General features: G+C 40.5%; 13 protein-coding genes. All 13 read left to right on the top strand.

Annotation, left to right across the window (positions count from 1 at the left end; genetic code table 11):
* Position 1 precedes the first annotated feature (1 nt).
* The 13 genes from fliH (at position 2) to flhA (ending at position 12,430) form a co-directional block, all read left to right on the top strand.
* On the top strand, positions 2-808 hold the full coding sequence (fliH, locus tag ALFOR1_RS12120) for a flagellar assembly protein FliH (protein ID WP_104643112.1): 807 nt from the start codon (positions 2-4) through the stop codon (positions 806-808).
* An 18-nt stretch (positions 809-826) separates the two neighbouring features.
* Positions 827-2,161, top strand: coding sequence for a flagellar protein export ATPase FliI (gene fliI, locus ALFOR1_RS12115; RefSeq protein ID WP_058548554.1), 1,335 nt, complete (start codon positions 827-829; stop codon positions 2,159-2,161).
* Positions 2,161-2,607 (top strand): flagellar export protein FliJ, encoded by a 447-nt coding sequence (fliJ, locus tag ALFOR1_RS12110; RefSeq protein WP_104643111.1) that lies wholly within the window; start codon positions 2,161-2,163, stop codon positions 2,605-2,607. Before fliI ends, fliJ begins: the two co-directional genes overlap by 1 nt.
* Positions 2,608-2,696: 89 nt before the next feature.
* Positions 2,697-4,784, top strand: a complete 2,088-nt coding sequence (locus tag ALFOR1_RS12105; protein WP_104643110.1) for a flagellar hook-length control protein FliK — start codon at positions 2,697-2,699, stop codon at positions 4,782-4,784.
* Positions 4,785-4,841: 57 nt separating this feature from the next.
* Positions 4,842-5,369 (top strand): flagellar basal body-associated protein FliL, encoded by a 528-nt coding sequence (fliL, locus tag ALFOR1_RS12100; protein WP_058548551.1) that lies wholly within the window; start codon positions 4,842-4,844, stop codon positions 5,367-5,369.
* A 9-nt stretch (positions 5,370-5,378) separates the two neighbouring features.
* Entirely contained in the window at positions 5,379-6,470 is a 1,092-nt protein-coding gene (gene fliM, locus ALFOR1_RS12095; protein ID WP_058548550.1) for a flagellar motor switch protein FliM, read from the top strand.
* A gap of 21 nt (positions 6,471-6,491) precedes the next feature.
* Positions 6,492-6,890 carry a flagellar motor switch protein FliN gene (fliN, locus tag ALFOR1_RS12090; protein ID WP_058548549.1) on the top strand — a complete coding sequence of 133 codons (399 nt, stop codon included), beginning with the start codon at positions 6,492-6,494 and terminating at the stop codon, positions 6,888-6,890.
* Positions 6,887-7,270 carry a flagellar biosynthetic protein FliO gene (gene fliO / locus ALFOR1_RS12085; RefSeq protein ID WP_058548548.1) on the top strand — a complete coding sequence of 128 codons (384 nt, stop codon included), beginning with the start codon at positions 6,887-6,889 and terminating at the stop codon, positions 7,268-7,270. Before fliN ends, fliO begins: the two co-directional genes overlap by 4 nt.
* A 4-nt stretch (positions 7,271-7,274) precedes the next feature.
* The gene (fliP, locus tag ALFOR1_RS12080) at positions 7,275-8,015 is read left to right on the top strand and encodes a flagellar type III secretion system pore protein FliP (protein ID WP_104643109.1); all 741 of its coding nucleotides are present in this window, start codon (positions 7,275-7,277) and stop codon (positions 8,013-8,015) included.
* A 40-nt stretch (positions 8,016-8,055) separates the two neighbouring features.
* Positions 8,056-8,325, top strand: coding sequence for a flagellar biosynthesis protein FliQ (fliQ, locus tag ALFOR1_RS12075; RefSeq protein ID WP_058548546.1), 270 nt, complete (start codon positions 8,056-8,058; stop codon positions 8,323-8,325).
* A 2-nt stretch (positions 8,326-8,327) separates the two neighbouring features.
* Positions 8,328-9,107, top strand: a complete 780-nt coding sequence (fliR, locus tag ALFOR1_RS12070; RefSeq protein WP_058548545.1) for a flagellar biosynthetic protein FliR — start codon at positions 8,328-8,330, stop codon at positions 9,105-9,107.
* 9 nt (positions 9,108-9,116) lie between these two features.
* On the top strand, positions 9,117-10,247 hold the full coding sequence (gene flhB / locus ALFOR1_RS12065) for a flagellar biosynthesis protein FlhB (RefSeq protein ID WP_058548544.1): 1,131 nt from the start codon (positions 9,117-9,119) through the stop codon (positions 10,245-10,247).
* A 71-nt stretch (positions 10,248-10,318) separates the two neighbouring features.
* A complete protein-coding gene (gene flhA, locus ALFOR1_RS12060; RefSeq protein ID WP_058548543.1) occupies positions 10,319-12,430 on the top strand; it encodes a flagellar biosynthesis protein FlhA in 2,112 nt (703 codons plus the stop codon).
* The last annotated feature ends 15 nt before the right edge of the window (positions 12,431-12,445 follow it).

Genomic DNA, 12,445 nt, shown 5'->3' with positions numbered 1-12,445 from the left:
CATGAGCAAACTCAAAGGCCGTACACTTCGCGCTGATGAAGCCGATGAATTATTAAAAAACTGGGCTATTCCTGATGTAGCCCCCGATGAAAGTAGTTTTGGAAACCGCTCTACTGCTTATGGCACACCGCTTAGTGAGCTTTATAAAAAAGAGCTTGAAGAGGAAATGCCCGCTGATGAACCCCAAGAACCAGAACTACCTTCATTAACTATGGTTGAGCTTGAGCGTATTAGGCAAGACGCTTATGAGGAAGGGCTTAAACAGGGTCATGAGCAAGGTTACATAGATGGCTTTGAAAAAGGTGTGGGTGAAGGCAAAGAAGCTGGCTACAAAGAAGGCGTTGAGCTTGGCAAAACACAAGGCCATGAAGAAGTTAAACCGCTAGTTGAAGAGCAATTAACGAGTTTAAAAAGTATTTTAGAGAGCTTAACCACACCACTCAATAAAGTAGATGAACAAGCAGAAAAACAATTAGTACAGTTAGCGAGTATGTTAGCCGAAGCAGTTATTTATCAAGAAGTAAAAACATCGCCCGATGTTATTTTACATACCTTAAAGCAAAGCATTGATTCACTTAATGCTGAGCAAGAAAAAGTACGCATACATTTACACCCAGACGACCTAGCTCTTATTAAAGAGAGCTACGGCGAGCAAACTATTGCTGATAATAATTGGCAGTTAGTTGCAGAGCCAACACTTGAACGCGGCGGCTGCGAGGTGAAAACAGCACAATCGTCACTCGATATGACCCTAAAAACGCGTGTCAAAGAAACGTTGGATAGTTTTTTGCATAATAGTGGTATCTAATTTCATTTTTGGCGTGTTATGTCACAGCAACGTGCACCTTTAAGCGAACGCTTATCTCAATACCAACAACATATTAAAACCCCAGCGCCGGCTGTGGCCGGTATTTTAACGCGAGTGGTAGGCCTTACTTTAGAAGCTAAAGGCTTGCGTGCACCTGTTGGTAGCCAATGCAAAATTGAAACAATGCACGGCTTTGTTGATGCTGAAATTGTTGGTTTTAATGATCAAACACTTTATTTAATGCCAAATGATCATATTTCGGGCGTGTTACCTGGCGCTAGAGTCATTCCTCAAGTAAACGACACTGGTTTACCGGTGGGAATGAGCCTACTTGGTCGCGTAGTTGATGGTTTAGGCCGTCCTCTTGATGGGCTGGGTAAAATAAATGCCGAACATCACTTAAAGTTTGCTCAAAACACAATAAACCCCCTCTCAAGAAGACCAATCAGTAAACCTATGGATGTTGGTGTGCGTGCTATTAACTCCGTAATTACAGTAGGGCAAGGCCAGCGTATGGGCTTGTTTGCAGGCTCCGGTGTTGGTAAGTCGGTATTATTAGGAATGATGACCCGAGGCAGCGAAGCCGATGTAATTGTTGTTGGTTTAGTCGGTGAACGTGGCCGAGAAGTAAAAGAATTTATTGAAGAAATACTAGGTGTAGAAGGACGTAAACGCTCTGTTGTTGTTGCAGCCCCTGCTGATGCTTCACCCCTGATGCGCTTAAAAGGCTGTGAAAGTGCGGTTACCATTGCTGAATATTTTAGGGATCAAGGACTAAACGTATTGTTGTTACTTGATTCGGTAACGCGTTATGCCATGGCGCAACGCGAAATAGCGCTTGCTGTAGGTGAGCCACCTGCAACGAAGGGTTATCCGCCTTCAGTATTTGCAAAGCTTCCTGCATTGGTTGAGCGTGCAGGTAATGGAGGGGAAGGACAAGGCTCTATTACCGCCTTTTTTACCGTACTGAGTGAAGGCGATGATATGCAAGACCCAATTGCCGATGCTGCCCGCGCTATCTTAGATGGACATATTGTGCTTTCTCGAGATTTAGCCGACAGCGGACATTACCCCGCAATAGATATCGAAAAGTCGATTTCGCGTGTTATGCCGCAAGTTGTGTCTGAACCTCATATGCAGCAAGCTCGCGTGTTAAAGCAAGTGTATTCAATGTATCAGCAAAACAAAGATATGATTACTCTTGGCGCCTACCAAAAAGGGACCGACCAAATGCTTGATCAAGCGATAAATATGATGCCAAGAGTAAATGCATTTTTACAACAAGGCATGCGAGATGTAATTAGTTACGACGATGGCTTACAGGGTCTTGCGCAGTTATTAGGACAAGCATAATGGCTAAAAATAAACTCGATTTATTGCTAAAGCTAGAAAACGATAAAGAAGAAAGTTTGCGAATGAATTACTTACAAGCAAATCAAAACTTGCAAGCAAACCAACAAAAGCTTCAAGGGCTAAACAACTTTAGGTTGGAGTATTCACAGCAATTACACTTAAAAGGTAAATCGGGTTTATCGAGTGCCGGATTTGGTCAGTATCATGCGTTTATAGCTAAAATTGAAGAGGCTATTCGTCAGCAAGCAAGTACAGTAAATACAGCAAAGCAAGTTGTTACCCAGCGAAAAGCACTATGGTTAAAGCAGCAAATTAAGGCAAAAGCGGTGGCTAAATTAATCGAAAAGCAAAAGCTTAAAGCCAGTGTTTTGATCGCAAAAAATGAGCAAAAGATGTTAGATGAGTTTTCAGCTAACCAATTTTTTCAACGTCGTAAAGTTTTATAAGTTAGGCACGTTAATTGCTTTATTACTTGGTGGTATTTAACTTTTGGCAATATGCGGTGGTGTATTGCCGTAATAGTATTAGGTGATTTATGGCGATGAATGATATTTCTTTTTTGGCTACTACTGAACAAGACGCTTTATTAGCTTTTAAAGACAGTAACTTGGCAAAAAGTGACAAAGACTCAGGTGCTGAATTTTTAAGCCAACTCCACAACGCTCACAATTCTATTGAGTCTGAAAAAAAAGGCAATGCCAAAGCTCAGACTGAAACTGAAAACTCTATCGCCGTTCCTAAACACAAACAGCCACAAGAAAATGAAGCTCAAAATGAAGAGCAAAGCATAGAGTTGGGTGAGGAAGACACTGATACAGTATTTGTATCTGGAGATAGTATGCTTGCGCAGATTAGCTCTGCACAAACTATGAGTACATCCGTTAGTAAACCTACTGATACGTTAAGCAATACCGAGTTAAAAAATCCTTCACAGTTTTCTGCTAATACAGGCGCTAAAGTGCTTAGTGAAGACGTTAAAGCAGCTTTACTGGTTGCTAAGGAAGGTGATCAGTCATCTTCAATACAAAATACAATTTCTGCTAATACCGATCCTAAAACGGCTCAATCAACTGACTCAAAAAATGATAACGAAAACTCTTTGTTACTCAATGAAAATAAACATTTAAAAAGTTCTGTAGCGCAAGCTATAGAAGGGCAGTTTTTGGATAATAAAAAGCCTGAGGATAGCGTAGGCCCAATTATAAATAAGCCTGAATTAACACCAATGGCTGCTGAGAAGCAAATAGCGCAAGATAAGGCTGTGGCTCAAAGCGACAAAAATATAGTGTCTCCTTCACTAGTAACAAATTCAGTTTCTGTTTCACAGTCGCAAATGCCAGTAGATTCAACAAAAGCAACAACATCAGAATCAGCGGTAAACCAATCAACTAAATTAGCTTCTGAAAATGGACAAAGTACAGCATTAACTAACTTTTTAACTAAAGAGATCGGATCAACTACTGCTGATAAAGTGATTGCTAGTTTGGCCCCTGGGCAGCGCTTGCAACTTAATACGCAAGCGCAAGCAATTACAAATTCTGATACGGCTAATGTAAGTAATACTTCAAGTTTAAAAGAGATGCTTGCGCAATTTATTACAGATAATGAACAAACTCAAAATACAACCGTAAAGCAAAGTGTAAGCTCAGAAATTAATACGCTTAATACAAGCGAAAAACAAACATTGTTAACACAATTAAACGCATACATTAAAACGGAGCAACCCCAAGGCGAGCAGTTAAAAGCCCTTAAGCAAACGGTTAGTGAACTTGAAGCGTCAATTGAAATAAAGTTAGTTGATAGCGCTAAAATCAAGCCAAGCACATTTGTTGCCGGTGAAACCCCAAATACGGTAAATACAGTTGCTCAAGCCAGCTCAAAATCTGTCAATAAAGCGGATGCCGAAATAAGTAAAATTACAGTGTCAAACGATGATGATTTAGCTAAGCAATTGGAGCAACTTTCTAAAGAAGGGCTTAAAAGTACAACAGCGGAGCAAAGCTCACCACGTGTAGCACAAATATTTACTCAACTTACGGCTGCGTTTAATACAGTGCAAGCTAATAGTATCGGCTTATATGAAGGGCTTAACTTTGAGCAAGGACTTGTAGATACACAGCTTTTGCAAAGCCAGCAATTACAAAGTGCGGCACAAGTAAAGCAAGTAAGTATTGACCCCGGTGTTATGCAAGCAATAAACATTGTAAAAAGTGATGCAGCTAAACTTTTGCAAGAGCGAGTAAGCTCTATGCTCAGCATTAACAATAAAGAGGCTGAAATACGCCTAGATCCACCTGAAATGGGCAGTATGCAAATACGTATTAGAAGTGATGCAGAACAAGCTCAAATTAATTTTGTAGTGCAAAACCAACAAGCCAAAGAAGCGCTTGAACAGTCAATGCCACGACTACGTGAGATGTTAGCTCAGCAGGGGTTAGAGCTTGGCGAAAGTACTATTTCTTATGGGCAATCGGGCGGTGAAAACCCAGAGCAAAGTGATAGCGGTAGTCAAGCGGGTTTAGCTAATAACGAATCGGTAAATGGTGAAAATGACGAGCAAGCAAACAGTGCTTCACAAAGTTCTCGACAACAAAGTTCATCATCAATAGATTACTATGCCTAAGTACTGCTATTATAATAACTAAAACAAGCAAGTACCTTTACAAATAAAGGAATCATAATGGCTGAAGAAGCAAGTTTAGAAATAGAAGAAACCGGTAAAAGTAAAAAGAAGCTAATAATTATAATAGTGGCTGTTTTACTTATTGCGGGTGGCGTTGGTGGTTACTTTTTTATGTCGGGTTCTGATGCGCCTGTTGAAACACTCGATGAAGAAACGGCTATGTCTGAAGAAGCTCCTGAAGCGTCTGGTTCGTCAGCTCAAATGGGGAGTGCTTTGTACGTTGCTATGCCTAGGCCTTTTGTATTTAATGTACCGGGCTCAAGCCGCGATAGAATTGTTCAAATTAAAGTGCAGTTATTAGTCCGTGGTGATGTAAATGAAGAGACAGCCAAAAAGCATATTCCACTTATTGAAGGTACCTTGTTAAGCGTGTTTTCTACTACAACTGCTGATGAGTTAAGCACCAGTGCTGGCAAAGAAACACTTCGTTTTTCAGCGCTTGAAAAAGTACAAACAGCTTTAAATGATGTTGAAGGCAGTAAAGTAATTGAGCGGGTATTGTTTACCGGCTTTGTGATGCAATAAGGGGTTAGTGTGAGCGATTTATTATCCCAAGACGAAATTGATGCGCTATTACATGGTGTTGATGACGTTGAAGAGGAAGATATACACGAAGGTGAAGACGGCGGAGGAAGTACGCTTCAGTACGACTTTTCTTCGCAAGATCGGATCGTGCGTGGTCGCATGCCGACACTGGAAATTGTTAATGAGCGTTTTGCTCGTCACATGCGAATTAGCCTATTTAACATGATGCGCCGCACCGCTGAGGTGTCGATTAACGGCGTTCAAATGATTAAATTTGGCGAATATATCCATACTCTATTTGTTCCGACTAGCTTAAACATGGTGCGTTTTAGACCATTAAAAGGCACAGGCCTTATTACCATGGAAGCACGACTCGTGTTTATTTTGGTAGATAACTTTTTTGGTGGTGATGGACGTTATCATGCAAAAATAGAAGGTCGAGAATTTACTCCAACCGAGCGCCGAATAGTGCAAATGCTGCTTAAAATAATTTTTGAAGATTATAAAGAAGCTTGGGCACCGGTTATGGACGTGTCGTTTGAATACCTCGACTCAGAGGTAAACCCTGCAATGGCCAACATTGTAAGCCCAACAGAAGTTGTAGTTATTAGCTCTTTTCATATTGAGCTTGATGGCGGCGGTGGCGACTTTCATATTGCACTTCCTTATTCAATGCTTGAGCCTATTAGAGAATTACTTGACGCCGGTGTGCAATCAGATACTGAAGATACCGATCTACGTTGGAGTAAAGCGCTTCGCGATGAGATTATGGATGTTGAAGTTGATATGTCGACTCAGCTACTTGAAGTCGATCTTTCTCTTAAGCAAATTATGGAGCTTAAAGCGGGTGACATTATCCCGGTAGAAATGCCGGAGCATATTACGGTATTTGTTGAAGAGCTTCCTACCTTTAGGGCTAAAATGGGCCGCTCTCGCGATAATGTTGCGCTACAAATTAGTGAAAAAATTAAACGACCTGATTCAGTTAAATCTGAGCTGCATGTATTTACCAAAGGCGGCAAGAAAATTGACTCAGATGCAGAATTAGCAGAACTAGAAGATGATTTACACCTTTCTGACGGTGTAGACTTAGACTGGTAATTGATTTAAAAGGTTAAAAGTATGAGCGATGATCAAGATACAATGGACGAGTGGGCAGCAGCACTAGCTGAGGCTGAGGGTACTGATGAAGGTGGCGAAGCGCAAGTAGCCGAACTTGATGAATTAAGTGATTCTAAACACGAAATGAGTGGCGAAGAAAAGCGCAAACTCGATACTATATTAGATATACCTGTCACTATTTCTATGGAAGTTGGGCGCTCTAAAATTAATATTCGTAACTTACTTCAGCTAAACCAAGGCTCTGTTGTAGAGCTTGACCGTGTTGCTGGTGAGCCGTTAGATGTATTAGTTAATGGTACGCTCATTGCGCATGGTGAAGTAGTTGTAGTAAACGATAAGTTTGGTATTCGCTTAACTGATGTTATTAGCCAAGTAGAGCGGATCAAAAAGTTACGATGAACACGCTAGTAGCTTTAACGAATTCGGTTTTTACAAAAGCAGATGCGGTAACACCTACCGGAGATATTCTCTCTATGGTGTTGTCGTTAATAATGGTGCTAGTGCTGATTATAGTACTGGCATTTTTTGTTAAAAAACTTAACCCTAATTTAGCAAATAGTGATGAGTTTAAAGTAGTGCGAAGCTTACCACTGGGCTCTCGTGAGCGCTTAATGGTTGTTGAGATAGATAACGCACAGCATTTATTAGGTGTAACTCCGCACAGTATTAATTATTTGCATAAGCTAGAAACCCCATTAAGTGAAAAAGAATTACCAGAGCTTGCAAAGCGATTTGGTAAGCTTTTAAACACGCAATCAAACCAAAATAAAAAGAATTAAACCTATGACAAAGTGGCTGCTTATTATTTTTGCCATGGTGTTTGTACCAAATGTAAGCGCAGAAGGAATTGATGCGCTGACCATTACAACAAATGCCGACGGTACTCAGGATTACTCGGTAACATTACAAGTTTTAGCCATTATGACGGCGCTGAGTTTTATACCAGCAGCCATCATTATGATGACCTCTTTTACCCGCATTATTGTAGTACTTGCTATTTTGCGCCAAGCAATTGGTTTGCAGCAAACGCCATCAAACCAAGTGCTACTAGGTATGTCGTTATTTTTAAGTATTTTTATAATGTCGCTGATTTATCAGCAAGTGAATGAGCGAGCCATTGAGCCTTACTTAAACGAACAGGTTACCTCGGTACAAGCGCTAGAACTTGCAAAAGAACCAATGAAAGCATTTATGCTCTCGCAAGTGCGCCTAAAAGACTTAGAAACATTTGCCAAAATAGCGGGTTACGATCAGTTAGATTCGCCAGAAGATACACCGCTAATTGTGCTTATACCCGCTTTTGTAACCAGCGAGCTGCAAACTGCTTTTATAATTGGGTTTATGTTTTTCATCCCATTTTTAATAGTAGATTTGGTCGTGGCTTCGGTTCTTATGGCGATGGGTATGATGATGCTATCGCCAATGATTGTATCTTTACCATTTAAAATAATGTTATTTGTATTGGTTGATGGTTGGAGCTTAGTAATGGGCACTTTAGCTAAAAGTTTTGGCTTAGGGACTTAAAATGCAAAGTTTAGCTGTAATACAAAAATAGGAGTACAACATGGAACCGGAAATTTTTGTTGATATTCTAAGTGACGCATTATTTTTAGTGATTAAATTGGTGTCTGCAATCGTTGTCCCTGGTTTAATTGTGGGTTTAGTGGTTGCTGTATTTCAAGCTGCAACTTCTATAAACGAACAAACACTAAGTTTTTTACCTCGCCTATTAATAACAATTAGTGCACTTATAGTTGGAGGCCATTGGCTAACGCAGGAGCTAATGGACTTTTTTACGCGCTTAGTTTTGCTTATTCCTGAAATTGCAGGTTAACTGTGGAATATCCATTTGCCGTTATCATTCAGTGGTTAAGCGACTTTTTATTGCCTTTAGTGCGTATAAGCTCAATGATCATGATAATGGCAGGCTTAGGTGCTAAAAATGTACCTACTCGAATTAAAATGGGCTTAGCGGTTGTTGTTACATTTTTAGTAGTACCCGTATTACCGCCTGCTACATTTACTAACCTATTTTCGTTTGAAATGATTTTAGTGGTTATTCAGCAAATGTTGATAGGTGTTGCTATTGGCTTTGCATCAACCCTTTTACTAAATACGTTTGTTTTAGCAGGTCAAATACTCGCAATGCAAACCGGTTTAGGTTTTGCTTCTGTAATCGACCCCTCGAATGGTGCAAGCGTACCGGCAGTTGGTCAGTTCTTTCTGATTTTAGCCACTCTATTATTTTTTGTTTTTAATGGCCATTTAATGATGATTCAAATGGTGGTGCATAGTTTTCAGGTGTTGCCAATTGATGGTAATTGGTGGTCTGTTGATCATTATTGGGACATAGTAACGTGGGGCGGGTGGATGTTTACAACTGCTTTAGTGCTGTCTCTTGCGCCATTAACTGCGATGCTCGTTATTAACATGTCGTTTGGTATTATGACGCGTGCAGCCCCTCAATTGAATATTTTCTCTATTGGTTTCCCGTTTACCTTGGTGGCTGGGCTTATTATTATTTGGGCTACGCTGGGCAATTTTGTGACTCAATTTGAGTTTCAATGGCTTAAAATGGTTGAGCTAATGTGTACTTTAGTTGGCTGTTCGCCGTAGGAGGAAATAATGGCAGAAGATTCCGGTCAAGAAAAAACAGAAGAACCCACATCCAAAAAATTGGATGAGTCTAAAAAGAAAGGCCAAATAGCCCGCTCAAAAGAGTTAGGGACTATGTTTGTACTCATATTTTCAGCTATTTCTTTATTGATGTATGGGCCTGAAATTGGTAAAGGTTTATACAACGTAATGGGCCGAACCCTAAGTTTAAACCGAAATGAAGCATTTGATACGACAAAAATGTTTGCGGTGTGGGGTGAAGTTGCTGATGCCTTAATGTTCCCAATGGCAATGTTTGTATTAATTATCGTACTTGCTGCATTTATTGGTAATACCTTACTAGGAGGCTTTAACTTTAGCTGGGAAGCTGCCACACCTAAAGCAAGTAAAATGTCGCCGATGAAAGGCTTTAAACGTATGTTTGGCCCACAAGCTGGTGTTGAGCTTGTTAAATCACTTTTAAAGTTTGGCTTAGTTGCTACTTTCGCCGTTTTTTTAATTAATACTTACTTTGATGAAATACTGCATTTAAGTTTAGAAAGTGCACCCGGTAATATAATCCACGCGCTAGAAATTTTAGGGTGGATGTTTTTAGGCCTTTCATGCACTTTAATTGTGATTGCAGCGATAGATGCACCGTTTCAAAGTTATAACCATAACAAACAACTTAAAATGACCATGCAAGAGGTCAAAGACGAGTATAAAAACTCTGAAGGTGATCCACAAATTAAAGCGCGAATTAGGCAAACGCAAAGGCAAATGTCGCAAAATAGAATGATGCAAGATGTCCCAGATGCCGATGTTATTGTTACTAACCCTACACATTATTCTGTAGCGTTAAAATACGATACGGAGCGTGCAGGCGCACCTATTGTGCTTGCCAAAGGCGCAGATGAAATGGCAATGCAAATTCGTAAAGTTGCAATAGGTAACGAAGTTCCTATTGTGGAGTCGCCAATGCTAACCCGTGCGCTTTATCATACCGCTGAGGTGGGCGATCAAATACCCGATCAATTATTTACCGCTGTTGCGCAAGTTTTGGCGTATGTATTTCAGCTTAAACGCTTTAATAAAGGGCGTGGTAAACGTCCTGTTCCACTCAACAAAAAACTCCCAATTCCAGATGCTTACAAGTATTAGTCGTTAAGGTTATAACTTGGAATAGTTATTGCAATTTCAGCGCAGTGTCAATTTTTTGAAATTGTAGATTTATGGATTTTAAAGCTGTATTACAACAACTTAATAAAGATAAAAAAGAGTACGCCAAAGGCGTAGGAACACCACTGTTGGTGTTAGCTGCGCTTGGTATGGTTATTTTACCGCTCCCACCTTTTCTTCTCGATATACTCTTTTCGTTCAATATAGCACTTGCGTTAGTTGTTCTGCTTGTGACTGTTTATACAATGAAGCCCGTTGAATTTGGTATGTTTCCGGCCGTGTTACTTATTGCAACCATAATGCGATTAGCCCTAAATGTTGCCAGTACACGTGTAGTATTACTTGAAGGACATAACGGGGGGGATTCTGCAGGTAAAGTAATTGAGGCTTTTGGCTCGGTGGTTATTGGCGGAAATTACGCCGTTGGTTTAGTGGTGTTTTTAATTCTGATTATTATTAACTTTGTAGTAATTACCAAAGGTGCAGGGCGCATATCTGAAGTGTCAGCACGTTTTACCCTTGATGCTATGCCGGGTAAGCAAATGGCTATTGATGCAGACTTGAATGCTGGTTTTATTAGTGCCGAGCAAGCGCGAGATCGCCGTGAAGAAGTTACTCGCGAAGCTGATTTTTACGGTTCTATGGATGGTGCTAGTAAATTTGTTAAAGGCGATGCAATTGCAGGTATTGTTATATTAATCATCAATATTGTTGGTGGCTTATTTGTAGGTATGATCCAACACAATATGAGTTTTGGCAATGCGATGGAAGTGTATACATTACTTACTATTGGCGATGGCCTAGTTGCTCAGCTTCCTTCTTTACTACTTTCAATTGGTACCGCAATTGTTGTAACGCGTCAAAATGAATCGCTTAATATGGGCGACCAATTTAAGAAGCAACTTGGTAACGAAAAGTCATTATTTATTGCATCAGGTATTTTAATTGTAATGGGGCTTGTACCCGGTATGCCTCACTTAGCCTTTTTGAGCCTAGGTGGTTTATTAGGCTATGTAGCGTATTACACACAACAAAGTAAATTAAAAGCAGCCGCTTTAGAGGCTGAAGCCGCTGCTAATGGAAATAATGCAGCAACAGGCGTTGCTAATAAACAAGAGCAAAAAGAGCTTGGTTGGGATGACGTACAACAAATTGACGTTATAGGGCTAGAAGTCGGTTACAGATTAATTCCATTGGTTGATCAGTCGCAAGGCGGCGAGCTACTAAATCGAATTAAAGGGGTGCGTAAAAAGCTTTCTCAAGAGCTTGGTTTTTTAGTGCCGCCTGTGCATATTCGCGATAATTTAGAGCTAGATCCAAACGCTTACAGAATAACCTTGATGGGTGTTTCTACCGGTGAAAGTGAGCTTAAGCATGGTGACGAACTTGCTATAAATCCAGGTCAAGTATTTGGGCCAATTAAAGGTGTAGACACAAAAGACCCTGCATTTGGACTTGATGCTGTTTGGATTAAGCCCGATCAAAAAGATGAAGCTCAATCTCTTGGTTACACCGTTGTTGATTCAGCCACCGTTGTTGCGACGCATATAAGCCAATTACTTACAAATAGCGCTGCATTATTACTTGGTCACGAAGAGGTTCAAAACCTACTTGATATGCTTGCTAAAAGCCACCCTCGCTTAGTTGAAGGGCTAGTGCCAGATGTATTGCCATTGACTGTAATTGTAAAAGTACTGCAAAATTTACTAAACGAAGGTGTCGCTATTCGCGATATGCGCTCAATTGTACAAACCCTTGTTGAATATGGCCCGCGAAGCCAAGACCCTGATGTTTTAACGGCTGCCGTGCGCATTTCTCTGCGTAGATTGATTGTTCAAGACGCAGTGGGTATGTCATCAGAAATCCCTGTCATAACCTTGGCGCCCGAGTTGGAACAGATGTTGCATCAGTCATTGCAAAATGCAGGCGACGAAGGTGCCGGTATAGAGCCAGGACTTGCAGAGCGACTTCAAGTGTCATTAACCGAAGCGCATCAAAATCAAGAAATGGCTGGTGAACCTTCGATATTGCTAACGTCAGGAATGTTACGCACTGTGTTATCTCGTTTTGTTAAGTACACAATACCTGGTTTAAGGGTGATGTCTTATCAAGAGGTACCAGATGAAAGACAGATCAAGATTGTAAGCTCGGTAGGCCAACAATAAGATTTTAACAGGGGT

The sequence above is a fragment of the Pseudoalteromonas carrageenovora IAM 12662 genome (genome assembly GCF_900239935.1).
Classification (GTDB): Bacteria; Pseudomonadota; Gammaproteobacteria; order Enterobacterales; family Alteromonadaceae; genus Pseudoalteromonas; species Pseudoalteromonas carrageenovora.
Note: the sequence above shows the minus strand (reverse complement) of the source record. Positions and strands in the feature narration are given on the sequence as shown.

Excerpts from the sequence above, each read along its gene's own strand:
- fliJ (WP_104643111.1), top strand. The coding sequence starts at position 2,161 with ATGGCTAAAAATAAACTCGATTTATTGCTAAAGCTAGAAAACGATAAA.
- fliI (WP_058548554.1), top strand. The coding sequence starts at position 827 with ATGTCACAGCAACGTGCACCTTTAAGCGAACGCTTATCTCAATACCAA.
- fliL (WP_058548551.1), top strand. The coding sequence starts at position 4,842 with ATGGCTGAAGAAGCAAGTTTAGAAATAGAAGAAACCGGTAAAAGTAAA.
- flhB (WP_058548544.1), top strand. The coding sequence starts at position 9,117 with ATGGCAGAAGATTCCGGTCAAGAAAAAACAGAAGAACCCACATCCAAA.
- fliH (WP_104643112.1), top strand. The coding sequence starts at position 2 with ATGAGCAAACTCAAAGGCCGTACACTTCGCGCTGATGAAGCCGATGAA.
- fliQ (WP_058548546.1), top strand. The coding sequence starts at position 8,056 with ATGGAACCGGAAATTTTTGTTGATATTCTAAGTGACGCATTATTTTTA.
- fliN (WP_058548549.1), top strand. The coding sequence starts at position 6,492 with ATGAGCGATGATCAAGATACAATGGACGAGTGGGCAGCAGCACTAGCT.
- fliO (WP_058548548.1), top strand. The coding sequence starts at position 6,887 with ATGAACACGCTAGTAGCTTTAACGAATTCGGTTTTTACAAAAGCAGAT.
- flhA (WP_058548543.1), top strand. The coding sequence starts at position 10,319 with ATGGATTTTAAAGCTGTATTACAACAACTTAATAAAGATAAAAAAGAG.
- fliP (WP_104643109.1), top strand. The coding sequence starts at position 7,275 with ATGACAAAGTGGCTGCTTATTATTTTTGCCATGGTGTTTGTACCAAAT.
- ALFOR1_RS12105 (WP_104643110.1), top strand. The coding sequence starts at position 2,697 with ATGGCGATGAATGATATTTCTTTTTTGGCTACTACTGAACAAGACGCT.